This window comes from Pedobacter superstes (assembly GCF_037622515.1).
Taxonomy (GTDB): Bacteria; Bacteroidota; Bacteroidia; order Sphingobacteriales; family Sphingobacteriaceae; genus Paradesertivirga; species Paradesertivirga superstes.
The window spans coordinates 360,919-386,715 of the sequence record NZ_JBBJCN010000004.1 but is presented as its reverse complement, the minus strand read 5'-3'; the positions used below and the strand labels follow the sequence as shown (position 1 = coordinate 386,715).

The following is a 25,797-nucleotide window of genomic DNA, read 5'->3' as shown; positions in this document are numbered from 1 at the left end:
TGCTATTGCACGATTGTAAAAGGTATCTATATAAATTTATAGAAAATTGAGGGAAGAAAATTCTTGCATTTATTGCTCATTTAAAGGCTCATATCCCTTATCTTGGCGGATATGCCTTTCTGTTTTTTTTCGTGATTACCTTACTGCCCGTATCTTTCCAAATCGGATATCGGGCAATTTTAGCCATTTAGTACCGTTTGTCCTTAAGTTTTAAATTTCCCTGTATGGAACAAGATTACCTAGAAACCATAGTCGAAAAACCCGGAAAAAAGTCATCAGTAACAGATGATGAAACTCTCGATCTCAAAGAATTGTTAAAAGTTCTGTCTCAAGTTAAAAATGGAAAACTGAGTGTTAGAATTCCAATAACACAGGCAGGTATAAGCGGAAAAATTTGCGAAGTGATCAATGATATTATTGACATTAATGAGCGCTTGGTTAATGAAATATGTACTGCCGAAAAAACAATTGGTCAGAAGGGTAACCTCTCCAAAAGAGTAGAACTTCCGGATTTTAAGGGTGAATATGCAGTAGGTGTTAAATCACTGAATAACCTAATTACGGATTTAACTTATCCTACATTAGAAATTGCGGGCTTGATTAACTCGGTTGCTAATGGTAACCTATCCAAAGAAATTCCTTTAGAAATTAATGGACAACCTTTAAAAGGCGAGTTCTTGCGTATTGCGAAAGAGTCTAATGGAATGGTCTCACAACTTCGTCTTTTTACCCAGGAAGTAACCCGGGTTGCCAGGCAGGTAGGATCAGAAGGACAATTAGGAGAACAGGCGAAAATTAAAGGTGTTGCCGGTGTGTGGGAAGAATTAACGGATTCTGTAAACCAGATGGCTGGTAATTTAACAGCACAGGTACGTAATATAGCGACGGTGACAACGGCGGTAGCAAAAGGCGATTTATCCAGAAAGATTACGGTGGAGGCGAAGGGTGAGATTCTCGAGCTTAAAAATACCATTAATACGATGGTGGATCAGCTGAACTCTTTCTCATCTGAGGTAACCCGTGTGGCGCTCGAAGTAGGTACAGAAGGTAAGCTGGGTGGCCAGGCCAAAGTTACCGGAGTTGCTGGAACGTGGAAAGATTTAACAGATTCTGTAAACAGGATGGCAGGTAACCTGACATCACAGGTACGTAATATCGCGGGTGTAACAACTGCGGTAGCCAATGGTGACCTTTCCAAAAAAATCACCGTAGATGTAAAAGGAGAGATGCTTGAGCTGAAGAAAACCATAAACACGATGGTGGATCAGCTGAACTCCTTTGCTTCCGAGGTAACTCGTGTGGCACTTGAAGTAGGCACAGAGGGTAAACTGGGAGGTCAGGCTAAGGTAAAAGGTGTTGGTGGGGTTTGGAAAGATCTGACAGACTCTGTAAACCAGATGGGTAGTAACCTTACCGATCAGGTGCGGAACATTGCAGGTGTGACTACGGCGGTAGCGAAGGGTGATTTGTCCAGGAAGATAACGGTGGATGCAAAAGGTGAGCTCCTGGAGTTGAAAAACACTATCAATACAATGGTGGATCAGCTGAATTCATTCTCCTCCGAGGTAACCCGTGTGGCGAGAGAGGTGGGTTCGGAAGGTCAGCTTGGTGGACAGGCAAACGTGCCCGGTGTAGGTGGTACCTGGAAGGATTTAACGGATTCGGTAAATCAGATGGCCGGTAACTTAACCGGACAGGTGCGAAACATCGCAGAGGTAACAACTGCGGTGGCCAAGGGTGACCTTTCCAAAAAAATCACGGTGGACGTACGAGGGGAGATGCTCGAGCTGAAAAACACGATCAATACGATGGTGGATCAGCTAAACTCTTTCGGTTCGGAGGTAACCCGTGTGGCAAGAGAGGTAGGTTCTGAAGGGCAGCTTGGAGGTCAGGCGAATGTACCGGGAGTAGGTGGTACCTGGAAAGATTTAACAGATTCGGTAAATAAGATGGCCGATAACTTAACATCCCAGGTGCGTAACATAGCGGAGGTAACTACAGCGGTAGCAAAGGGTGACCTTTCAAGAAAGATTACAGTAAACGCCAAAGGCGAGCTTTTGGAGCTGAAAAACACTATCAATACGATGGTGGATCAGCTTCGTGGATTTGCCTCTGAGGTAACCCGTGTGGCACGTGAGGTGGGTTCTGAAGGGCAGCTGGGAGGTCAGGCGAATGTACCGGGCGTGGATGGAACATGGAAGGACTTAACGGATAGTGTAAATAAAATGGCCGGTAATTTAACGGCACAGTTAAGAAATATAGCGGATGTATCTATCGCGGTAGCTAATGGAGATTTATCCAAAAAAATTACGGTCGATGTACGGGGCGAGATTCTTCAGTTGAAAGAAACTATTAATACAATGGTGGATCAGTTGAGAGGTTTTGCTTCTGAGGTAACCCGTGTGGCCAGGGAGGTAGGTACAGATGGTAACCTGGGTGGACAGGCTTTTGTACCGGGTGTTGCCGGAACATGGAAAGATTTAACAGACTCTGTAAACCAGATGTCGTCGAACCTTACATCGCAGGTACGTAACATTGCCGAGGTAACTAAAGCGGTAGCATCTGGTGACCTTTCAAAAACGGTGGTAATTGACGTAAAAGGGGAAATGATGGATTTGAAGAACACCATTAACACGATGGTGGATCAGCTGAACTCATTTGCCTCTGAGGTAACCCGTGTGGCGAGAGAGGTAGGAACGGAAGGTAAATTGGGTGGTCAGGCTCACGTAAAAGGTGTGGGTGGAACCTGGAAAGATTTAACGGATTCGGTAAACCAGATGGCTTCTAACCTGACAGGACAGATTCGTGGTATTTCAAAAGTAGCGACCGGTATTGCAAAAGGTAACCTGAAGCAACGTTTATCGATTAATGCTTTAGGTGAGGTAGCTCAGTTAACAGATACGATCAATGAGATGATTGATACACTGGCCGTATTTGCCGAGCAGGTAACCACAGTGGCCCGTGAGGTGGGTGTGCAGGGTCGATTGGGTGGACAGGCGAGTGTACCAGGGGCATCCGGAACCTGGAAAGATTTGACAGAGAACGTAAACCAGCTGGCAGAAAACTTAACGGTACAGGTACGTTCAATTTCTGAGGTTGCATCGGCGGTAACCAAGGGTGACTTAACGCGAACCATTCGTGTGGACGCAAAAGGCGAGCTTGAGGCATTAAAGGATACGATCAACCAGATGATCGCCAACCTTAAAGGCACAACATTACGTAATCATGAACAGGATTGGCTGAAATCTAACCTTGCAAAATTTGCCCAGATGCTTCAGGGCCAGCGTGATAGAAATGCCGTGGCAAATAAAGTATTGTCGGAACTGGCGGAATTGGTTAACGCGCGCTACGGAGCATTTTATATTCTTGAACAAACAGAGGCAAAGGTTGAGCCTAAACTCATATTATTTGCAGGATATGCACAGGATAGCAGAAAAATAATCAATACAGAATTTTTATTGAGTGAAGGCTTAGTCGGTCAGTGTGCTAATGATAAAGAGCGTATTCTCCTGACAAATGTACCGGTAGATTATCTCCAGATAAATTCAGGTATAGGAAGTGCGGCTCCATCAGCCCTGGTTATTCTTCCTGTTCTGTTTGAAAACAATGTGAAAGCGGTAATTGAGCTGGCATCATTTGATAACTTTAGTCCAACTCACTTAGATTTCCTGGATCAGTTAACTGAAAGTATTGGTATCGTATTAAATAATATTGAAACGAATACCCGTACAGAGGAACTTCTTTCGCAGTCTCAATCTCTTTCCGGAGATTTAAAGGCACAACAGGAAGAATTAAGACGGGCAAATGATGAGCTTCATGATAAGGCACAACTTCTTGAAAAACAAAAAGAAGAGGTGGAGCAGATTAACAAGGAAGTTGAAGAGGCACGGCGCTCTCTGGAGGAAAAAGCAGAACAGCTAACTTTAACTTCCAAATATAAATCAGAGTTCCTGGCAAACATGTCGCATGAGTTAAGAACCCCTCTGAACAGTTTATTGATTCTTGCTCAACAACTATTTGAAAACCACGAAGGTAATTTGAGTGAAAAACAAATCAGGTATGCTAAAACAATTCACTCTTGCGGTGATGACTTAATTCAGTTGATCAATGATATTCTGGATTTGTCGAAAATTGAATCCGGAGTTATCTCGGCCGATATTATGCCGGTTAGTTTTAGAGAGATAGCATCTTTTGTGGAATCAACATTTAAGCCTATTTCTGAAACCAAGAATCTTAATTTCGAAATTGATGTTGATCCTTCGCTTCCTGAAATAATGGAAACAGATATTCAGCGATTGAATCAGATCTTAAAGAATTTGCTTTCTAATGCCTTTAAATTCACTGAAAAAGGGAGCATCAGATTAAAAATTCAGCGACCTAAAGCGACTCAAAAAAATCCCTTGCAGAGTATAGGGGATGTTATAGCATTTTCAATTGAAGATTCTGGTATCGGTATCTCTAAAAAAACACAGGGAATTATTTTTGAAGCATTCCAGCAAGCCGAAGGTTCGACAAGCCGTAAGTACGGAGGTACCGGTCTTGGGCTTTCTATTAGCAAGGGATTTGCCGAATTACTTGGCGGTACAATAGTTGTTGAAAGCGAACTTGGAAAAGGCAGTACATTTACTTTGTATCTGCCGCTCAGATATCAGGAAGGAACAAAAGCTATAGCAGAACATTCCAAGCCATATTTGGCAGCAGTAAATAAGGCCAATATGACCGCTGAGATTATTGAACCAATGATTGATGACGACAGGCACAATATTCAGTCGGAAGACAGAGTGATCCTGGTTATTGAAGATGATTTACGGTTCACTAAAATTATGATCGATAAGGCGCATGATTTTGGGTTGAAAGCCATTGTGGCCATTAACTATCTTGAGATCTTTGATAGCATTCAGAACTATCATCCTATCGCTATTACTTTAGATGTAAATATGCCTGAATCGAATGGCTGGAAAATCTTAAAGCTTCTTAAAACGGATTTAAATCTTCGTCACATTCCTATACATTTAGTTTCTGGTGAGGATAATAAGGCTTTAGCCATGAAAAATGGTGCCAAGAGTTTCCAGTTAAAACCTCTGTCAAATAAATCACTTGATGAATTGATTTCAATAATCATTTCGTTCGAAGAATCAAAAATTAAAAAAGTTCTTATAGTAGAGGAGGATAAAGAGGAGCTTGAGCGACTATCAGAACTTATTAAAAATGAAGTGATCTCAACAAGAGCGGTTTCGTCAGTAAAAGAAGGAATGGAAATACTCAAAAATGAGACGTTTGATTGTATCATTATTGATTACGCTTTGGCGGATGCAAAATTACTCCCTAATTACTTGAATTTGAGTAAGAATAATCAAACTTCTATAATCATATATGCCGATAAAGAGTTTAGCCAGGAAGAGTTAATAACGCTTAAGAGATTAAATTATAAATCAATAAGTAAGAGCCCTGATTCCTATGTTGATTTGCTTGATGAAACATTGCAAATGCTTCATGTAGAAACCAGAATGCTTCCTGCAGATAAATTCAAACTGATTCAGGCTGCAAAATATACCGGCGATATACTTGACGGCAAAAAAGTTTTGGTAGTTGATGATGATGTTAGAAACCTGTTTGCGCTGACGGCAGCTTTCGAAAGGTCAAGGCTTGAGGTAATTACTGCCGAAAGCGGTAGAGAGGCACTGGAATTACTCAATGCGAATAAAGATATTGACATTGTGTTGATGGATATTATGATGCCGGAGATGGACGGGTATGAAACCATACAGTGGATAAGAAAGGAAAGCCGTCATAAGCAGTTACCTATAATTGCGGTTACTGCAAAGGCTATGATTGGCGACCGTCAAAAATGTATCGCTTCAGGGGCTTCGGATTATATAACGAAGCCAGTTAAGACACCACAATTACTTTCTTTAATGAGAGTCTGGTTAGTTTAATTAAATTTAACTGGAATAAATTATTCATTGATAAAATTAAAACAGAATATAAGTGGCTGATGAAACTACAATAAAAATTCTTCTGGTTGATGACAGGGAAGATAACCTGATGTCGATGGAGATTGTACTGGAGAATCAAGGCTATACATTTTATAAAGCAACTTCAGGAAAAGACGCTCTAAAAATTCTCCTGAAAGAGGATGATTTTTCCTTGATCCTTTTAGATGTAAGAATGCCTATTATGGATGGGTACGAGACCGCCGAGCTCATATATCAAAGAGAAAAGCTCCGGCTGGTACCCATCATATTTATTACGGGTCAGGATTACGAAGAAGCTGCAATGTTTAAAGGTTACCAGGCTGGTGCGGTCGATTATATACGGAAACCTTTTAGTCCTCAAATACTTCGCTCAAAAGTTGCTGTATTTGCAGAACTTCATCGAAAAAATCAGCTTTTAAGTAAGCAGGAAGAAAAGCTCAGGATAATTAATGAAGATTTAATGCGTCTGAATTCTGAGCTTGAAAATCGGGTTAAGGAGCGGACATTGCAGCTTGAAACTTTAAACTCAGAACTGAAGGATCTAAACCTTTCCAAAGACAAATTTCTGTCGGTAATTTCCCATGATTTACGTAATCCTGCAACAGCTCTCATTGCCACATCAGAAAAGCTAACCAGGGATATAGAAAAATTACAAGTCTCTGATATTAAAAATTTATCAAATATCATTCATAGAACGGCTCATAAAATTGTGCAGCAATTAAACGAATTGGTAGACTGGGCAAAGAAACAACGCGAAAAAACCAGCTTTAATCCGAGGAGGATTAATTTGGTTATGGGTATGAATGATTCTTTGGACTTACTTAAGACCATTGCCGCTCAAAAGGAGATTGATCTTGTAAATAATGTTGTTAATGAACTTTATGTACATGCAGATTCATTAATGCTCCGTTCAATTGTTCAAAATTTGGTTACTAATGCAATAAAGTACACGCCACAGAAGGGCTCTATCACTATAAGTGCTGCCAAGATTGAAAAAATGGTGGAAATATGTATTGCCGATACTGGTATTGGAATAAATGCCGACGCCATGGAACATCTTTTTAATGAAGATAACACATCTTCAAAAGGCACGAATAATGAACATGGTACAGGCTTAGGTTTAATTCTGGTTAAAGATTTTGTTACGCAGCATGGCGGAACGATAAGTGTAGAAAGTGATGAAAAAAACGGTACTTGTTTTAGGTTTACAATTCCTGCTTTTTTATATCAGGATGCACACTCCATTGAGGCATAGGTATTGAATGAAACTTGCGGCACAGATTTTTCTTGGCTTCTCGATTGTTATTGGAATATCATTAACAGACTCCTACGTAAATTACAATCTATCTCACAAGGTTAACAGAAATACAGAGTTCCTTGCCAATTCTGAAGCTGTCATCCGAAATTCAAGTAAGCTCCATAAAGGAATCATTGAAATGCAAAGTGCTTTCAGAGGCTATCTTTTGACCTCTGATAAAACCTTTCTTGACTCGTATTATCTGGGATCTAAAGAATTGCCCTCACTTTTTGAAGAACAGGGAAGATTAGTAGCAAATTTTAAAGGGCAGTCTGCAAAACTCGATTCAATTCGAATTCTTCATAACAGATGGATCAGATACAGTACTTTGTTAATTGACGCCAAGGAATCTTCAATTAATGAGCCTTCGTCAACCTTATACACTGAATTGTTTGAAACTAAATTACGCAAACAGGTAGGAAAGAATCTTAATGATCAGATAAGCGAAATATTCAAACAGTTTGACAGGTCTGAGTACAGGGTCAGAGAACTAAGAAGAAATGCACTTACTGCTTCTATTGAACAAACCAGAACATTCTCCACCATTTTTATATTTTTTACTGTGATTATCGGTATTATCAGTACACTTTATATTGTTCACTTAATTACTAAACGGATTGCTTTAATGGTAAATCTGGCTAATAATATTTCTAATGGACAATTCGCTATAGTAAAGGACAATAAAAATGATGAATTAACGAGTTTGTCGGTTTCTTTAAATTCAATGTCCGAAACACTTAGCAAGAATATTAATGAACTCGAAAAGAGGAACAAGGAATTAAACCAGTTTGCGTATGTAGTTTCTCATGATTTAAAGGCCCCCATTCGCGGTATTTATAATGTAATACAATGGATAGAGGAGGATTTAGGGAACGAAGTTTCTTCTCAAATGCGGAAGTACCTGAACATTATTCCGGAGCGGATAAAAAGAATGGAAGATCTCATTCATGGCTTATTGGATTATGCGCGTATCGGCCGGGAGAAACCATTAAAAGAGAAAGTTGATGTTCAGATTTTAATAGGAGACATTATAGAGCTTATTGTACCCGAAGAATTTAGGGTTGAAATGTTTAATCTCCCCGTTTTAATAACTGAAAAGATCCGGTTGGAACAAGTTTTTAGTAATTTAATTAGTAATGCTGTAAAGTATTCTCAAGCAAACAAACACATTGTTGTAAGCTGTAGTGAACTTGAAAACAATTATGAGTTTAGTGTTCAGGATAATGGCATAGGAGTAGATCCTCAGTTTCATAATAAAATTTTTGAGATTTTTCAAACTTTACGTGAGAAGCACGCTAAAGAAAGTACCGGAATTGGATTATCGATAGTGAAAAAAATAATCGATGATCAACATTGCACGATTAAGGTAAGTTCTGAGCCTGGAAAGGGTTCGAAATTCACATTTACATGGCCAAAAACTTAAATATGAATTCAAAAAATGTTATTCTGCTAGTTGATGATGATGAGTTGGATGTTATAAGTGTTCAGAGATCATTAAAAAAGCTGGATGAAGAGTATGAGCTTTATACAGCCTATAATGGTATTGAAGCACTTGGAATTTTAAGAGGAATTGAAAATTCTGCGAAGCTAAATCAATTGCCTGATGTGATTTTACTGGATTTAAATATGCCTAAAATGAACGGGATTGAATTTTTAAGAGTTCTAAGGGCAGATGAAAGATTAAAGAATATTAAAGTATTTGTAATGACAACATCCGGCGAGGAAGCTGACAGAAGAGCCACAGAGCAACTGGGTATTTCCGGCTACCTCATAAAACCTCTCAATTTTAATAATAATTCCAAAAGAACTGATTCTATGGATGGCTTTGTTCAGTTTCACCTGCGTAAAATATTAGCGTCTAAGCAATTGTAACTAATTTACACTCCAATAGAAAGAGGCTGGCTCATAAGTTGACTTGTATTAAAAATCAGTATGAGATTATTAACATTGATCCCTTTCGGTTATATCAATAACAATAAGGCTAAAAACATTAAAATATCAATAAAAAAAGAGGCTGAATCACTTATGATACAGCCTCTTTTTTTATTGTTTACGAGACAATTTTCTTACACTGCTAGTTCATCAATATAGTCAGCCAGTCTTGGTAAATAGATTATATTGCTTTGTTGTCCAAGCTCCGCAGACCAAAAACTTCCAGCCAGCTTAAAAATTCTGAATAACTGGTTGGATTCATGCAAAAGAAAAAATTCAATCCACTGAGTGATATTCATCTTTCCTAAAACAGAATGAGTACCGACACGTGAAAAGTTTTCATCGGGTAACGATTCAATTTTAGCTATGATATCACTGCGTAAGCGATAAAGTTCATGAAGTAAAGTACCGGTAGATTTTGCACACGTAAAGTGAAATTCCGAATCAGCATCGGGTTTATAGACTTCAAAAAACGGATTTACTTCTTCCATCATTTTAACCAACCTGCTTAGGAAAATATGATGATACCTGGTGAGATAAGATATGGTCTCGTGAATAGAAAATTTATCCGAGCTTAGTCGTGTATAAATTGCTTCAGGCGGAAGATCATCTATATAGCATTTTAACGATTTGTGCTGATGACACAGCCGTTCAACTGTATGCGGATTAAGATTCATATCAGCAAGTTTGTTTTGGGTCGGTTCGTTAGATAACATAAAACATTGATATTTATTTATTCATTTCATGAATAATGCCAAAATACCATAAGGGTATTAAGTAAATGATATGTTAAAGTTAATATAGGATATAAGGTTCCAAAGGTTTATTAATCAGGTATTTAAATAAATATAGCAAAAAAAAAGAATACGGCAAGAATTAAATTGAATATTCAGTATGTCTGTTCAAGCCTTCAAAATACATTAAAACAGACAGTTTTACTAGAAACTATTTAGTCCAGAATTTCGCTCATACCCACTAAAAGATATTTAGCGGTGGCGGGGTTTGTAGCAAGTGGAACGTTGTGCACATCGCAAATACGGAGTAACATTTGAACATCTGGTTCGTGCGGATGTTTACCCAGGGCATCACGGAAAAAAATAATTCCCGCTAACTGACCTTCGGCAGCCATTGATGCAATCTGTGCATCACCCCCTTTAGGGCCACTTAATTTTAGATCAACGTTTAATCCTGTCCGTTGTATATGTGAGCCTGTTGTCCCGGTTGCTACCAGATTAAATTCTTTAAGTATTTCAATATGATCTTTAACAAAAGCCACCATCTCGGCTTTCATTCCATCATGAGCAATTAATGCGAGGGTTTTAACTGACATAATAATTTATTTAAAAAAAATATAGCCTATAAATATAGCAGCAATTAATCCAACAAAATCGGCTATTAAACCGCAGGCAATGGCATAGCGTGTTCTTTTAATTCCAACAGACCCGAAATATACCGCTAATACATAAAAAGTTGTTTCCGTAGAGCCTTGTATAATACAGGCTAAGCGTCCTTGAAAGGAATCAGCACCATAGGTTTTCATCACATCAATCATTAATCCCCTTGCACCTCCACCACTAAGCGTCTTCATTAAACCAACAGGTAAAGCCGGAACAAATGCTGTATCTAAGCCAGCGGCAGCAACTACCGAAGCAATTCCATTAACAATGAAATCCATACACCCCGTTGTTCTGAAAGCGCTGATTGCTACTAAAATTGCAATTAAGAAGGGGATAATCATAACCGCTGTGCTAAAGCCTTCTTTGGCTCCGTCAATAAAGGCTTCGTAAACATTTAACTTCTTGATCGCCCCGTACACTATAAAAAGAATAATGATGGAAAAAATCACGATTCCTCCCAGAAGGCCGGTAGTCGCTTCCATATCTGCTGGAGAAAGGCCTCTCAAAGAATAATATAAGGCGAGCATAATGCCAATAAAGATGGCAATGAATACCAATACAGGTAGTTTGAAAAGATTTATTTTCTGATACATAGCAACTGCTATCATACCCGTTATAAATGATATAAATGTTCCGATAAGCGACGGAATAAAGATATCTGCGGGATTGGCTGCTCCATTCGCCATTCGCAATGCGATAACAGAAGTTGGGATTAGTGTTAAGCCGGCTGTGTTTAACACCAGGAACATAATCATTGCATTACTTGCAGTTTCCTTTTCTGGATTTAACTCTTGTAATTCCTGCATCGCTTTTAAGCCCAGGGGAGTTGCCGCATTGTCAAGCCCCAGCATATTAGCAGAAAAATTCATTATAACTGAGCCATTTGCCGGATGACCTTTAGGAATTTCAGGGAACAATTTGCTGAAAAAAGGGCTGGCTGCCCTGGCAAAAAGACTTATCATACCTGCACGTTCACCAATTTTCATGATACCAAGCCAAAAGGTCATAATTCCGATTAAGCCTAACGATATTTCGGCCCCTGTTTTTGCGCTGTCAAACATTCCTGTGGTAACTGCAGAGAATATGGCGGTATCACCCAGAAAGATGAGCTTGCCTAAAGCAACAATAAAAGCTATGATGAAGAAGGCAATCCAAATATAATTTAAAGCCATTTTAAAAGTTATATCAAAATTTGTGCGGCTGAATTTACATTTTTTTAATGTAAATCAACTTTTAAAGAAAAAAGCAACCTGATTTAAATCCATAAAAAAACCGGCCTTGTGCCGGTTTCTTATTTTATTTCTTTTTCGGAGCTTTTACAGCGGGCTTCGCAGGTAACTCTTTAGCAGGAGCCTGTTTTTGTCTCATATAATCTTCCATTCTTTGCTGGAATTTGGATTTTTTATCTGCGTTTGGCTTTTTCTTATTCTCCTGGATTTGAGAATGTATCTTTTCGTCATTAACAAATTGTTTAATAATGAATTGCTGTGCAAATGTCAGCATATTGGCCAGGAAGTAATAGTAATTTAAACCAGCCGGATAACTGTTAAGTACCCCAAAGAATATAATAGGTGTAATATACCCAATATACTTCATTTGTCCGGTTGCCCCGGAAATCTGATTGTTGTAATAGGTATAAATTAATGTGGAAATTGTCATTAATAAACACATCAAACTGATGTGATTTATACCTATTAATGGAATCCTGGGAAAACTAATTATAGAATCGTAGGTAGATAAATCCCCCATCCATAGAAAACTCTGGTGCCTCAGTTCAAAAAGGTTGGGGAAAAAGAAGAAGAATGCCATGATAATCGGCATTTGTAAAAGCATTGGGATACAGCCTCCTAAAGGATTTACACCTGCTTTTTTATAAAGCTTCATATATTCCTGTTGAAGAAGGGTAGGGTTATCTTCACCAACTTTAGTTTTGATCTCTTCCATCTCTGGTTTAAGCACCCGCATCTTGGCCATTGACAGGTAAGATTTGTACGTTAAAGGAGTTAAGGCTACCTTTAATATAATGGTAAGAGCTAATATAATTAAACCATAACTCCAGTTAAATCTTTCGAGTGAGTTAAATATCGGAAGCACAGCATAGCGGTTAATCCATTTTAATGGGCCCCAGCCCAGATCTATCTGTTGCTCAAGATCGTAGCCCTGATCATTTAAAATCTTAAATTTATTAGGGCCAAAGAAAAATTCTAAAGGATAAATATTGTTATTCTGACTATTTACCGGCAATTGCATATTTGCCGTAATGGTTTTTAAAACACCTGGTTCTGTGGAATTTACTACAGATAAATTTACTTTATCAAACCCGTTTTTAGCAATAAGTACATTAGAGAAAAAGTGTTGTTTAAAAGAAACCCATCTTACTTTTCCTTCTTCGCCTAATTCTTTTTTCTCATCCTTATCCAAGCCAATATGTTTTGGCTCATTATCATCATATTTGAAATAAGCACCAGAATAGCGTGTTCTTTCACTTTCAAGATCCTTTTCTTTCTGAGTTAAAGTGGCAGACCAGTTTAAATTAATGTGTTGCCCCTGGGGTAAAACCGATTGTAATCCGGAAGTGACAATAGTTAATCCTACTTTATAGCTATCGCCTTTTAATGAATAGATATAATCAATAAATTGATTTTGAGAGTAAGCTAATCTCATTGTAACAGAACCGGAATCTGATTTTGATACGCTTAACTTTTGTAACGAAGGACTAAAGTATAGTGTGCTGGTATTTATTGCCGATCCGGCCGCATTAAAAGTTAACCCGAAATTAGTCTGATTTGCATTAAACATAATCAAAGGTTTATTCTGATATGTTTTATGTTCTTTAAGTTCTACAGATTCAATGCCTCCGCCTTTTGAACCAATAATAACTATTAAGTGCTCATTCTCTAACGTAACTTTCTGATCAGAACCGCTATGTGCGGCGCCAAAAGGGCCTTTAAGAATAGTTGAATCAACTACAGGTACTATTGCAGCTGAAGCAGCTGGAGTTTGTGTTTTCGCAGCAGGTTTTGCTGATTTTGATTGTGCTATAGAATCCTGAACAAATTTTTCTCTCTTAACTTCTTGCTCAGAGGGCTGTAATAAATACATCGATCCAACAAGAATAACTAAGATTAAAAAAAGTCCGGTAAAAGTATTTCTATCCATTATAAGTATATGCTCTTTCTAAAAAACTATTTTTTTCTCGCCTGAGCCAGCGAAGCGGCGACAAAGTTAACAAAAAGTGGATGGGGATTTGCCACTGTTGATTTTAATTCTGGGTGAAATTGACCGGCAACAAAGAAAGGGTGGTTTTTCAGTTCGATTATTTCTACAAGGTTGTTTTCCGGGTTTATTCCCGAAGCAAGCATTCCGGCTTTTTCATAATCATTCAGATAGTCGTTGTTAAATTCATAACGGTGACGATGTCTTTCTGTAATGGTTGTTTTACCGTAAATAGCAGCAGCTTTTGTTCCTTTTTTTATTTCACAGGTATATGCACCTAAGCGCATCGTTCCTCCTTTATTAATAACCTTTTTCTGCTCCTCCATCATAGAAATAACCGGATGCGAAGTATTTTCATCCATCTCCATGCTATGGGCATCAGTGTATCCCAAGACATTTCTGCCATACTCAATTACAGCGCATTGCATCCCAAGACAGATTCCAAAGAATGGAATATTATTCTCTCTTACATGTTGGATGGCAGTAATTTTGCCATCAATGCCCCGGTTACCAAATCCTGGAGCCACTAATAATCCATTTAATCCCTGAAGTTTTTCTGCGACATTTTCGGGGGTTATGCTTTCCGAATGAATAGAATGCACTTTCACTTTACATTCATTTCTTGCACCTGCGTGTATAAACGATTCAAGAATTGATTTGTATGCATCCTGAAGCTCGACATATTTTCCTACCAGGCCAATATGCACTTCGGAAGTAGGATTTTTCAGGCGGCCCAGAAAATCTTTCCAGTTTTCCAAATTTGGTTCAAGCTTATGCGGAAGCTTAAGTTTGGTAAGAACAGTTTTATCCAGTTGTTCCTTAAGCATTAGTAAAGGAACGTCATAAATAGTAGAAGCATCGATCGATTCGACTACAGCATTAATATTAACGTTACAGAACAAGGCTATTTTTCTGCGAATATCCTGTGATAAATGATGTTCTGTACGGCAAACCAAAATATCTGGCTGAATTCCGTATTCAAGGAGTGTTTTAACCGAGTGCTGCGTAGGTTTTGTTTTTAATTCGCCTGCAGCAGCCAGGTAAGGAATTAAAGTTAGATGGATTACAAGGGAATTATTATAACCTATTTCCCATCTGAATTGTCGAACCGCCTCGATATATGGCAACGATTCAATGTCACCAACTGTGCCACCGAGTTCTGTAATAACGATATCATATTCGCCATTTTCTCCCAGTATGCGAATATTTCGTTTTATCTCATCCGTAATATGCGGAACTACCTGAACTGTTTTTCCCAGGTATGCGCCTTCACGCTCCTTGTTAATTACATTCTGATAAATACGCCCGGTAGTAATATTGTTCGATTGTGAAGTGGGGGCATTTAAAAAACGCTCGTAGTGACCAAGGTCAAGATCGGTTTCGGCTCCATCTTCGGTTACAAAACATTCGCCGTGCTCATAAGGATTTAAAGTTCCCGGATCAATATTAATGTACGGGTCGAATTTTTGAATAGTAACCCGGTAGCCACGGGCTTGCAGAAGTTTTGCTAATGATGCGGAAATAATCCCTTTTCCTAACGACGAGGTAACGCCGCCCGTAACAAAAATATACTTAGTCATGAATGATGGAATTTTTATGAATTTGCCTTCCCGAAAGGAAGAAAAAACAATCTATTTGTACGGGATTCAAAGGTAAGAAAAATCTCTTCTCCTTTATACAATGTGGAGATTAATTTATTTGTGAAAAAATTGTGGTCCGTAAATTAAACCCTTTGGCTATTATTACCATCATTCATCAAAACTTTTACCTTTGTCCTTCTTTTTATAAAATCGCTTATAAACAATGGTATCATACAACCGCTTTACATTAGATAATGGCCTCAAGGTTATCGTTCACGAGGATTTTACCACCCCTATGGCCGTAGTTAATATTTTATATGATGTTGGCGCCCGCGACGAAAATCCCGAACAAACCGGCTTTGCGCATTTATTTGAGCATTTAATGTTTGGCGGGTCTGTGAATATCCCGTCTTACGATGAACCTTTACAACGTGTTGGAGGAGAGAACAATGCCTTTACGAGTAATGACATCACTAATTATTACATTACTCTTCCTGCTGTAAATCTTGAAACTGCCTTTTGGCTTGAAAGCGACAGGATGTTAAGCCTTGCCTTTTCAGAAAAAAGCCTTGAAGTTCAGAAGAACGTGGTGTGCGAAGAATTCAAACAGCGCTATTTAAATCAGCCTTACGGCGATGTTTGGCTCAAATTACGGCCTATTGTTTACAAGGCACATCCTTACAGATGGGCTACCATTGGCAAAGAACTTTCGCATATTGAGAATGCAAAAATGGAAGATGTTAAGGCCTTTTTCAATAAATTCTACAACCCTTCAAATGCAATTATGGTTGTAGGCGGGGCGGTTACAACTGCCGAGGTAAAAATACTTGCCGAAAAATGGTTCGGGAGTATTCCCTCAACAGACAAACCCGTGAGGTCCTTGCCGGTCGAACCTAAGCAGCTTGCAGAACATCGCGAAATAATTAAGGCAGACGTTCCCTTAAATGCCATTTATACGGTATTTCACTGCCCGGCACGTAATGAACAGGGATATTATGAAACTGATTTAATATCAGACCTTTTATCTAGGGGAAACGCATCCAGGCTTCACATTAACTTAATTAAAAATAAGAAACTTTTCAGCGAAATTAATGCGCATTCTACAGGGAGTCTTGATCCGGGCTTATTTATAATCGAAGGCAAGCCCGTTAAAGGGGTCTCGATGGAGGATGCAGAGGCTGCATTATGGGAGGAGATAGAGAGTCTGAAAACCAGTTTGATAGCAGATGACGAGTTGACCAAAGTGAAAAATAAAATTGAATCCACTATGGTTTTTTCTGAAATGAGCTTGCTGGATAAGGCAATGAATCTTGCGATTTTCGAGCTTCTCGGAGATGCATCTTTATTGAATAAAGAAACAGACAGATACATGACAGTGTCTGCAGAAGATATTAAAAACCGGGCAAACAGTATTTTCCGTAAAGAAAATTCAACTACACTTTATTATTTAGCAAACTAATGGTCGACAGAACTTTAGCACCAGCATTCAGACAAGTTGAACAAATTCAACTAATTAAAGCCGAGCCTTATGTTTTGGACAATAATTTAAAGCTATATGTTATCAATGGCGGAGAACAGGAACTTATTCGTATTGAACTCATATTTAAAAATGTAAACTGGAACCCTTCCAAGCCTTTACAGGCATATACTGTAAATTCTATGCTGGTTGAGGGTACTGATAAATTAAATGCCCAGCAGATTGCAGAAAAAATAGATTATTATGGTGCTTTTCTCCAGGTAGATTATAATTACGATTACTCTTCGGTTACCCTTTATACTCTCACAAAACATCTTGAGGCAACTCTCCCGGTTGTTAAGGCAATTGTTACTGGTTCGGCTTTTTCCGAAACCGAATTGGAAACATTTAAAATTAATCAAAAGCAGAAGCTCATGGTTAGCCTGGAAAAAAATGATTACCTCGGCAGGCGTTTGTTTAATAATGCTTTGTTTGGTGATACCATTTACGGATACAAAACAGATGTGTTTGATTATGACAGGCTGGATAGAACTCAACTTTTGGAATACTTTGAATCGGCCTATCAGCCATCTAACTGCACTGTAATTGCCTCCGGAAAGATTGATGATAATTCAACCAGTTTATTAAATAAGTTTTTCGGTACAGATTGGGATTCAGGTTCTGATGTAACAGAGAATGTGTTTTCTTTTACGGCAGAAAAAGGTAAAGAACATTATTTCGAACGCCCTGATGCCTTGCAGTCGGCTATTCGGCTGGGCGGATTGTCGGTAAACCGAAGCCATGCAGATTTTCCTGGTTTACAAGTGTTAAATACTGTGCTTGGCGGATATTTCAGCTCCAGGCTAATGTCTAATATCCGGGAAGATAAGGGATATACTTATGGAATTGGTTCGGCCATTGTGTCTCTGAAAAATGCCGGATATTTTGTAATTGGATCCGAAGTTGGTGCCGAGGTTTGCACTGATGCTGTTAATGAGATTGAAAAAGAAATAAAAATTCTTCAGACAGAACTTATTTCCCGGGAGGAATTGGAGCTGGTTCGCAATTACATGATGGGATCGCTGCTGGGAAGTCTTGAAAACGCTTTGTCGCACGCCGATAAGTTTAAGAATATTCTCTTTTCGGGATTAACATATGAATACTATAATCAATATATTGATGTTGTGAGAACCATTTCTGCTGAGGAATTACAACAACTTGCAATTAAGTATTTTGATTTCAGTGATCTGGAAAAGGTCATTGTAGGAAAAAAATAATTTTCAGAGACAGGTAAGTTTTTTTACCTGTTTATGTAGATTTTAACCCATAAGTAGCGGTTTATGGTGCGATACACGAAGAATTTGTTATTGAAAAGTAGTCTGTAATTATCAGACTGCTTTTAAGAATTATCATTAGCATTTTCGGATTGTGGCTTACATTTATTTTCGCTAGCTTTGCCCGGCAAATAACACCAATATTTGCTATGCATCTTGATCCCGAAAAATTCGTTGCTGAAGGTCTTACTTACGACGATGTTCTATTAATACCGGCTTATTCTGAAATTTTACCCAGAGAGGTTGATACAAGTACATTTCTGACAAAAAAAATCCGGTTAAATGTTCCGATAGTTTCTGCCGCGATGGATACAGTAACTGAGTCTGAGCTCGCAATTGCTATTGCCCAGGCGGGTGGAATAGGTTTTTTACATAAAAACATGAGTATTTTGCTTCAGGCCGAAGAGGTTAGAAAAGTAAAACGTTCTGAAAGCGGTATGATACAGGATCCTGTTACTTTACATGAAGGTGCATTAATAAGCGATGCTTTCAAAATCATGAAAGATTTCAGTATTGGAGGCATCCCGGTGATTAATGCCGAGAATGTATTGGTGGGAATTATTACCAATCGCGATTTACGCTTTCAAAAAGACATGCGGCGTCCTGTCCATGAGGTAATGACCAAAGAAAACCTGATTACCGCACCAGCGGGAACAACGTTAATCCAGGCTGAAGAAATTCTGCAGGATTACAAAATCGAAAAGTTACCGGTTGTAAATCAGGAAGGAAAGTTGGTTGGTTTAATTACGTTTAAAGACATTCAAAAGGTTAAAAACTATCCAAAAGCTTGTAAAGATGAGCATGGGCGCTTGCGTGTTGGTGCAGCTGTTGGTGTAACTGCAGATACATTGGAAAGAGTTGATGCCCTGGTTAAGGCAGGTGTTGATGTGATTGCGATGGATACTGCGCATGGACATTCTTTAGGAGTTATCAATAAAATAAAGGAAGTAAAATCTAAATATCCCGATCTTCAGGTTATTGCCGGAAATGTAGCTACAGGTGAAGGAGCGAAAGCTTTGGCCGATGCGGGTGCTGATGGTGTAAAGGTTGGGATTGGTCCGGGTTCTATCTGTACAACCCGTGTTATTGCCGGAGTTGGCGTACCTCAGTTATATGCGGTGTACGAATGTGCCAAGGCTTTGCGTGGAACAGGAGTGCCCGTAATTGCTGATGGCGGTATTAAACATACAGGTGATATTCCTAAAGCGATCGCAGCGGGCGCAAATGCGATTATGGCAGGTTCTTTATTTGCAGGCGTAGAGGAATCTCCTGGCGAAACCATTATTTACGAAGGTCGAAAGTTTAAATCTTACCGGGGAATGGGCTCTATAGAAGCAATGGAACAGGGTTCAAAAGATCGTTACTTTCAGGATGTTGAAGATGATATCAAGAAATTGGTACCAGAAGGTATTGTCGGTCGGGTTCCCTACAAAGGATCTATTGCGGAAGTAATGTATCAGTACATCGGTGGTTTAAGGGCCAGTATGGGCTATTGCGGAGCGGCAACTATAGAAGATCTGCAAAACGCCCGCTTTGTCCGGATTACAGCTGCAGGTATGAGGGAAAGTCATCCGCATGATATTACTATCACAAAAGAAGCGCCGAATTATTCAAGATAGAATTAATTTATCACCCCGGTATACTTAAATTGATATCGGGTAATTAGCCGATATCATATCTTATCGGTTAATTACCCGATATTTTTATTTATCGGCTAATTGCCCGATATTTTTATTTATCGGTTAATTACCCGATAATTGTTTCTATTATAAGAATAGTATGGTAGGGATTATAACCGGTGATATCGTCAATTCAAGAAACTCTTCTCCGAAAGCATGGTTATCTGCATTGAAAAAAGCATTAACAACAGTAGGAGAGGAGAAAACCTGGGAAATTTTCCGGGGTGATAGTTTTCAGATGCAGTCCGCCCCCGAGGAAGCTCTATTGAAGTCCATTTATTTAAAGGCATGTATAAAAACGATAAAAAATCTTGATGTGAGAATCGCCATTGGTATTGGTGAAAAGGAATTTTCTCCAAACAAGATTTCAGAATCCAGCGGTGAAGCATTTATTTATTCCGGTGAGAAATTGGACGAATTAAAAGAGGAACGCATCACTTTGGCTATAAGAACCCCCTGGAAAGACTTCGATTATGAAATGAATATATCCATTAGGTTAGCTTTAATAGCTATGGATAACTGGAGTCAAATTTCAGCCGAGATGGTTAAATTGTCTATTGAACATCGCAGTGTATCTCAAAAAGAATTAGCAGAGTTCGCCAATAAATCCCAATCTACGGTAAGTGAAGCATTAAAAAGGGCACGATTTTATGATATCATGGAACTCGATGCTTTATACAGAAAAAAAATAAGCGGTATAATTTAGTCTTATGGATATTCTATTGGTTAAACTTCTTATCGCACATATTCTGGGCGACTTTTTCTTGCAGCCGGATAAATGGGTTAAAGAAAAAGAGGTTAAAAAGCTACGATCACAAAAACTATATCTTCATACTGTAATTCACGGTTTATTGATTTTATTGCTGGTATGGAACCTGAGTCTCTGGCCGCAGGCACTAGTTCTAATGATAGTTCATGGAATCATAGATGCAGCAAAGCTATTGTTTCAAAAAGAAAAAAGTAAGCGACTGTGGTTTTTCGCAGATCAGGTATTACATCTGACTTCAATATTTATCATTTGGTATTTCACTACAACACCCCAATTTAAATTAAGCTTTTTAAATAACCCTGTTTTTTGGACTAATGTGGCTGCGATTTTAATGCTTACATTTCCTTCCTCAATTATTATTCGTGTATTGATTGCTAAATGGACTCCAAATACAAGCACAACGATCACTAATACTGCAGAAACATCCCTGCAAAGTGCCGGGAAATACATTGGCATAATGGAGCGCCTACTGGTGTTTGTATTCATTTATACTAACCATTTTGACGCCATTGGTTTTCTGATAGCTGCCAAATCAATATTCAGGTTTGGCGATTTAAAAGAAGCAAATGACCTTAAGCTAACTGAATATGTCTTGATCGGGACATTTTTAAGCTTCGGAATTGCGGTTTTTATCTCACTGATAGTAAGTAATATATCTTAGAATTTTCAGCTATTTAATTTTTTTGTAAAAAATGTTGCATACGTTAAAATATTCCCGTTATTTAGCCTACTAATTCTATAGACTATATTAATATGATAGACTTTACTTTTTCTTCTCCTAAAACGAATTGTTGTTGCTGGCACAAATCATAAACCAAAACAAAGAATTCACACCTCAAAACAATTAAAATGGAAATTTTTACAAAATCACTTAAGTCATTTTTTAAAAGCAGTTTACCGCTTTTAATATTATTACAATATTCATCCTCTTTTTCTCAGGGGAATAATTTCATTATCGTATCGGGCACTATTGTGCAGCAAAATACTAAAGAGCCTTTATCGCAGGTAAACGTACAGGTTAAAGGAAGCCTTGCAGGTGCGTCTACAAATAATAAGGGAGAGTTTAAACTCCAAACCAAGGCAACCTATCCGTTTACTCTGGTATTTACCAGTGTAGGTTTTGAACCTCAGGAGTTTAATGTAACAAGCCCGCAATCTAAATTGAATATCGCTCTGGTAACCCAAACCGTGTTAGCGAAAGAAGTAGTTGTTACAGCATCTCGTGTCGCAGAAAGCATTTTAAGATCGCCCGTAGCTATAGAAAAACTAGATATCAGGGCAATCAGAGAGAGCCCAGCGCCTACATTTTACGATGCGCTTGAAAACGTAAAAGGTGTACAGATGACTACCTCCAGCTTAACTTTTAAGGTGCCCAATACACGTGGTTTTAATATTCCGAATAATTTCCGGTTTATGCAACTGGTTGATGGTGTTGATATGCAAGCTGCAACTCTTGGCGTTCCTCTTGGAAATGCAATCGGACCAACTGAACTGGATATCGCCAGCGTCGAGATTACTCCCGGAGCTGCTTCTGCTCTATATGGGATGAACGCAATTAATGGTATGTCTAACCTGCTTACTAAAAGTCCATTTAACTATCAGGGATTGAGTTTATATCAAAGAACAGGATTAAACCATACTGACGGTACAGATAATAAAGCAAGTGTATTGACAGAATCTGCAATTCGGTATGCGAAAGCGTTTAACAATAAATTGGCATTTAAAATTAATGCAAGTTACATGCAGGGTACAGACTGGAGATCAAACACTCGTTTGGATCAAAATCCAAATAATTTAAAAAGTGCTAACCCTGCTTTTACAGAATTAAACGGTGATAATAATGTCGTGTTTGATGGATGGAATAAATATGGTGATGATGCACTTGCCGGTAGCAATACCGTGTCTATAACAGGATTAACTATTCCTGGTAAAACTGGCCCCCAAACATTAACCGTAGCCCGCACAGGATATTACGAGGTCGATCTGGTTGATCCGAAAGTAGATAATCTAAAGTTCGATGCTGCTCTTCATTATCGCCTGAATGATCATAATGAACTATCCTATTCTTACCGTGTAGGCAAAATGGACGGGGTTTTTCAAAGGGGGAATAAAATTAAGCTGGATAATGTAATTGTGCAAAATCATAAATTAGAACTTAAAGGGAGCAATTACCTGGTTCGGGGATATATATCAACTGAAAATACCGGCGATTCTTATAATGTAAAGCCTCTTGCAGATAATCTTGACATTGCAAGCGGTGGAAGCGGAAGTGTTTGGGGAGCTAAATTTAAGAGCTCTCTTCAGTCTCACCTAAACGAAGGTATTGATCTGGCAACAGCAACCAAAATAGCCAGGCAGGATGCGGATGCAAGTAGGGTAGTTCCAGGTACGGCCGCATTCAACGAATTAAAAAACACTATAACCGGAATCAATAACTGGGATATTAAATCTAGTCTGATCCCTGACGCACCTGCTTCAGGTGGCGCGGCCTTAGTTCAGAAAAGCCGTATGTATCATGCCGAAGCCCAGTGGGATCTATCTTCAAAAGTAAAAGTGTTTGATTTGCTTTTGGGAGCAGACGGACGTATTTACGAAGTAATTCCAGATGGAAATAACTTTGTTGATTTTTCACGCTCTATATCAGAAAGAAATTCTCCTTTATCTGACGGAAGTTTCGGAGATAACGTTTACTACAAAAAACTGGGAGGTTTTTCTCAGGTAACCAAAACCTTTTTCCAGGATAAACTAAAATTATTTGGGTCATTACGTTTCGACTATAACCCTGAATTTGATCCTAAATTTACTCCCCGCTTAGCCGCAGTTTATACCCCGGTTCCAAATAATAACTTCCGTTTTACTTTTCAACAGGGATTCCGTTTTCCTGCATTGTTTGAGGCACTATCTTATGTGAATAACGGAAGAGTAAAACGCGTCGGAAGTTTATCTTATATCAATGAAGGCCTGGGTTATTTAGACAATAGCTATACTCAGTCATCGGTAACTAACTTTAATGCAGCAGTTAGAGCGGCAGGAAATACAGATGCAGCGGGATTGGCCAACAGGGATTTACTGCAGATTGCGAATTTACCAAAGGCACGCCCCGAGAAAATAACATCCTTTGAAATTGGGTACAAAAGCATATTATTCAATAATAAGTTAGTACTTGATATAGATGCATACACTAATCAATATGATGGCTTTCTTGGACAAGTTCAGGTTTTTGTTCCAAAAGGAGAAACCATCGGTTCTGATGCCGCTGTTATTGCTATGATTGACAGAAACCGCGATGCAACTACTGCAAGTGGTTCCAATTCGGCGAGTAAAGGCCAGGATCGTTATCGTGTATATACCAATGCAAAGAATAATTACAATAATTTTGGATCTGCATTAGGTGCAACATATAACTTCTATCATAAATACACTATTTCGGGTAATGTTAGTTTTAACAAAATTAAGGCTAATGAAACTAATGATATTTTCGTTACAGGCTTTAACACTCCCGAATGGTCCACTAATGTTTCTTTAGGCAATAGAGAAGTGGTTAAAAATGTAGGATTTAGTGCCGTATATAAATGGCAAAAAGAATTTTTATGGGAAAGCCCGCTGGTTACAGGTACAATTTCTGCAATTAATACAGTAGATGCACAAGTAACCTATAAAATACCGAAACAAAAAGCTAGCGTTAAGGTCGGTGGTACCAATATTTTTAATAAACGGTTTTTACAATATGCCGGAGGGCCTTCAATTGGAGGAATTTACTATGTTGCATTAACTATTGAAGGTCTGTTGCAAAAATAATTTTGTCTGCTTATGAAAAATAGTTTCGGTTAGTTTGTTTGAAGGAGGCTTGGGAAGGCCTCCTTTTTAAATGCGCAATCCAGAGGGATATAAAAGGAACTAAACTAAAAAGGGTTAAGCGAATTAATTTGCTTAGTTTTTAATTAAGATAATGGAACATACCAGACGATATACACTTTCCGAACTAATGCTTTATTTCCTTAAACTTGGCACCTGGGGTTTTGGGGGGCCGGTTGCTCTGGTAGGATATATGCACCGTGACCTGGTGGAAAATAAGAAATGGTTGACCGAAGAGGAGTATAAGGAAGGGCTCGCACTTGCTCAGCTAGCCCCTGGTCCGCTTGCCGCTCAACTGGGCATATATATAGGATTTGTCCATTATGGTTTAATAGGAGCCACACTCGCAGGCCTCGCATTTGTAATTCCGTCTTTTATAATGGTAGTCTTATTAGGGATGGCCTACAAACTTTACAGTGGGATTCCCTGGATGCAGGCTATCTTTTACGGAGTCGGAGCTTCTGTAATAGGGATTATTGCAATGAGCGCCTATAAGCTTACCATAAAATCGATTAGCGCCCTGGAGGTACGTGCTATCAGGTCAAAATGGCTCTTATGGGTCTTTTATATTGTCGGAATTATAGTTACAGTAATTACCGAAAGAGAAGAGATATTTTTATTTATCGGTGCCGGGCTAATTTATATGTTAGTTAAAGCAACACCAGAATGGATAAAACGTCCCCGAACAGCTTCATCCATCATACTGGCAGGCTTAGGTTTTTGGCAATATGATGGCCAGACATTGAAAGATATCGCTCTGTTCTTTGCCAAAGCCGGGGCCTTTGTATTCGGTAGTGGTCTTGCTATCGTTCCATTCCTTCATGCAGGGGTTGTGGAAGAATTTGGATGGCTAACTGAACATCAGTTTTTGGATGCCGTTGCAGTTGCTATGATAACACCCGGACCTGTGGTAATAACAGTGGGATTCATCGGCTACCTGGTGGCTGGTTTTCCAGGTGCACTTGTTGCAGCTGCCGCCACATTTTTGCCCTGTTATATCTTTACTGTAGCTATGGCACCTTCCTTTAGAAAGATAGCTAAGAATGAAAGTATCAGAGCATTTGTAGACGGAATTACCGCTGTAGTAATTGGTGCTCTGGTAGGCTCTGTGATAGTTATAGGTATGCGCGCTATAATAGATATTCCTACTGCTCTTATTGCAATAATATCAGTGCTTTCTTTGATGTATATTAAGAAACTTCAGGAACCATATATTATTCTGATCGCTGCAATTGCAGGTATGATAATTAAAGGTTTTTAGAATTTGTTAATTCTCTTTTGATTAAATATCCTTTACCTCGTTAAAG

Annotated in this window: 16 protein-coding genes; 11 read left to right on the top strand and 5 right to left on the bottom strand. The window is 38.7% G+C overall.

From position 1 onward, the window contains the following. Nucleotides 1-224 precede the first annotated feature (224 nt). The 4 genes from WG906_RS13695 to WG906_RS13680 are packed head-to-tail and all read left to right on the top strand — an operon-like array spanning nucleotide 225 to nucleotide 9,144. Entirely contained in the window at nucleotides 225-5,936 is a 5,712-nt protein-coding gene (locus tag WG906_RS13695; RefSeq protein ID WP_339993274.1) for a HAMP domain-containing protein, read from the top strand. A gap of 52 nt (nucleotides 5,937-5,988) precedes the next feature. Beyond that, complete coding sequence (locus tag WG906_RS13690; RefSeq protein ID WP_339993273.1) at nucleotides 5,989-7,230, top strand: hybrid sensor histidine kinase/response regulator; 1,242 nt, start codon at nucleotides 5,989-5,991, stop codon at nucleotides 7,228-7,230. A 7-nt stretch (nucleotides 7,231-7,237) separates the two neighbouring features. Next, nucleotides 7,238-8,695: a sensor histidine kinase gene (locus WG906_RS13685; protein WP_339993271.1), complete on the top strand. Its 1,458-nt coding sequence runs from the start codon at nucleotides 7,238-7,240 to the stop codon at nucleotides 8,693-8,695. A 2-nt stretch (nucleotides 8,696-8,697) separates the two neighbouring features. Further along, a complete protein-coding gene (locus WG906_RS13680; RefSeq protein ID WP_339993270.1) occupies nucleotides 8,698-9,144 on the top strand; it encodes a response regulator in 447 nt (148 codons plus the stop codon). A gap of 194 nt (nucleotides 9,145-9,338) precedes the next feature. Here WG906_RS13680 and WG906_RS13675 read toward each other — a convergent pair whose 3' ends face one another. The 5 genes from WG906_RS13675 to pyrG all read right to left on the bottom strand — a co-directional run bounded on the left by WG906_RS13675 (nucleotide 9,339) and on the right by pyrG (nucleotide 15,397). After that, nucleotides 9,339-9,920 carry a DinB family protein gene (locus WG906_RS13675; protein ID WP_339993268.1) on the bottom strand — a complete coding sequence of 194 codons (582 nt, stop codon included), beginning with the start codon at nucleotides 9,918-9,920 and terminating at the stop codon, nucleotides 9,339-9,341. Nucleotides 9,921-10,153: 233 nt separating this feature from the next. Next, nucleotides 10,154-10,534 (bottom strand): methylglyoxal synthase, encoded by a 381-nt coding sequence (locus WG906_RS13670; protein ID WP_339993267.1) that lies wholly within the window; start codon nucleotides 10,532-10,534, stop codon nucleotides 10,154-10,156. A 6-nt stretch (nucleotides 10,535-10,540) separates the two neighbouring features. Further along, a complete protein-coding gene (locus tag WG906_RS13665) occupies nucleotides 10,541-11,773 on the bottom strand; it encodes a nucleoside recognition domain-containing protein (protein ID WP_339993266.1) in 1,233 nt (410 codons plus the stop codon). A 124-nt stretch (nucleotides 11,774-11,897) separates the two neighbouring features. Then, the gene (gene yidC / locus WG906_RS13660; RefSeq protein ID WP_339993265.1) at nucleotides 11,898-13,760 is read right to left on the bottom strand and encodes a membrane protein insertase YidC; all 1,863 of its coding nucleotides are present in this window, start codon (nucleotides 13,758-13,760) and stop codon (nucleotides 11,898-11,900) included. Between the two features lie 26 nt (nucleotides 13,761-13,786). Beyond that, nucleotides 13,787-15,397: a CTP synthase gene (gene pyrG / locus WG906_RS13655; RefSeq protein ID WP_339993264.1), complete on the bottom strand. Its 1,611-nt coding sequence runs from the start codon at nucleotides 15,395-15,397 to the stop codon at nucleotides 13,787-13,789. Nucleotides 15,398-15,620: 223 nt separating this feature from the next. Here pyrG and WG906_RS13650 point away from each other — a divergent pair, with 223 nt between their 5' ends. From WG906_RS13650 to WG906_RS13620, 7 genes are all read left to right on the top strand, one after another. Continuing rightward, nucleotides 15,621-16,856 (top strand): M16 family metallopeptidase, encoded by a 1,236-nt coding sequence (locus WG906_RS13650; protein WP_339993263.1) that lies wholly within the window; start codon nucleotides 15,621-15,623, stop codon nucleotides 16,854-16,856. Beyond that, the gene (locus WG906_RS13645) at nucleotides 16,856-18,130 is read left to right on the top strand and encodes a M16 family metallopeptidase (RefSeq protein WP_339993262.1); all 1,275 of its coding nucleotides are present in this window, start codon (nucleotides 16,856-16,858) and stop codon (nucleotides 18,128-18,130) included. The genes WG906_RS13650 and WG906_RS13645 overlap by 1 nt, the downstream gene beginning before the upstream one ends. Before the next feature lie 206 nt (nucleotides 18,131-18,336). Next, nucleotides 18,337-19,806, top strand: coding sequence for an IMP dehydrogenase (gene guaB, locus WG906_RS13640; RefSeq protein ID WP_339993261.1), 1,470 nt, complete (start codon nucleotides 18,337-18,339; stop codon nucleotides 19,804-19,806). A 160-nt stretch (nucleotides 19,807-19,966) separates the two neighbouring features. Next, nucleotides 19,967-20,572, top strand: coding sequence for a hypothetical protein (locus WG906_RS13635; protein WP_339993260.1), 606 nt, complete (start codon nucleotides 19,967-19,969; stop codon nucleotides 20,570-20,572). 4 nt (nucleotides 20,573-20,576) lie between these two features. After that, complete coding sequence (locus tag WG906_RS13630; RefSeq protein ID WP_339993259.1) at nucleotides 20,577-21,296, top strand: DUF3307 domain-containing protein; 720 nt, start codon at nucleotides 20,577-20,579, stop codon at nucleotides 21,294-21,296. A gap of 188 nt (nucleotides 21,297-21,484) precedes the next feature. Continuing rightward, complete coding sequence (locus WG906_RS13625; protein WP_339993258.1) at nucleotides 21,485-24,433, top strand: TonB-dependent receptor; 2,949 nt, start codon at nucleotides 21,485-21,487, stop codon at nucleotides 24,431-24,433. A 151-nt stretch (nucleotides 24,434-24,584) separates the two neighbouring features. Then, complete coding sequence (locus WG906_RS13620; RefSeq protein ID WP_339993257.1) at nucleotides 24,585-25,751, top strand: chromate transporter; 1,167 nt, start codon at nucleotides 24,585-24,587, stop codon at nucleotides 25,749-25,751. Nucleotides 25,752-25,797 lie beyond the last annotated feature (46 nt).

What these genes read in the sequence shown, in the direction of transcription:
- guaB (WP_339993261.1), top strand. Translation starts at nt 18,337, where the DNA reads ATGCATCTTGATCCCGAAAAATTCGTTGCTGAAGGTCTTACTTACGAC.
- WG906_RS13630 (WP_339993259.1), top strand. Translation starts at nt 20,577, where the DNA reads ATGGATATTCTATTGGTTAAACTTCTTATCGCACATATTCTGGGCGAC.
- pyrG (WP_339993264.1), bottom strand. Translation starts at nt 15,397, where the DNA reads ATGACTAAGTATATTTTTGTTACGGGCGGCGTTACCTCGTCGTTAGGA.
- WG906_RS13635 (WP_339993260.1), top strand. Translation starts at nt 19,967, where the DNA reads ATGGTAGGGATTATAACCGGTGATATCGTCAATTCAAGAAACTCTTCT.
- WG906_RS13645 (WP_339993262.1), top strand. Translation starts at nt 16,856, where the DNA reads ATGGTCGACAGAACTTTAGCACCAGCATTCAGACAAGTTGAACAAATT.
- WG906_RS13625 (WP_339993258.1), top strand. Translation starts at nt 21,485, where the DNA reads ATGGAAATTTTTACAAAATCACTTAAGTCATTTTTTAAAAGCAGTTTA.
- WG906_RS13650 (WP_339993263.1), top strand. Translation starts at nt 15,621, where the DNA reads ATGGTATCATACAACCGCTTTACATTAGATAATGGCCTCAAGGTTATC.
- WG906_RS13620 (WP_339993257.1), top strand. Translation starts at nt 24,585, where the DNA reads ATGGAACATACCAGACGATATACACTTTCCGAACTAATGCTTTATTTC.
- WG906_RS13665 (WP_339993266.1), bottom strand. Translation starts at nt 11,773, where the DNA reads ATGGCTTTAAATTATATTTGGATTGCCTTCTTCATCATAGCTTTTATT.
- WG906_RS13680 (WP_339993270.1), top strand. Translation starts at nt 8,698, where the DNA reads ATGAATTCAAAAAATGTTATTCTGCTAGTTGATGATGATGAGTTGGAT.
- WG906_RS13670 (WP_339993267.1), bottom strand. Translation starts at nt 10,534, where the DNA reads ATGTCAGTTAAAACCCTCGCATTAATTGCTCATGATGGAATGAAAGCC.
- yidC (WP_339993265.1), bottom strand. Translation starts at nt 13,760, where the DNA reads ATGGATAGAAATACTTTTACCGGACTTTTTTTAATCTTAGTTATTCTT.
- WG906_RS13695 (WP_339993274.1), top strand. Translation starts at nt 225, where the DNA reads ATGGAACAAGATTACCTAGAAACCATAGTCGAAAAACCCGGAAAAAAG.
- WG906_RS13685 (WP_339993271.1), top strand. Translation starts at nt 7,238, where the DNA reads ATGAAACTTGCGGCACAGATTTTTCTTGGCTTCTCGATTGTTATTGGA.
- WG906_RS13675 (WP_339993268.1), bottom strand. Translation starts at nt 9,920, where the DNA reads ATGTTATCTAACGAACCGACCCAAAACAAACTTGCTGATATGAATCTT.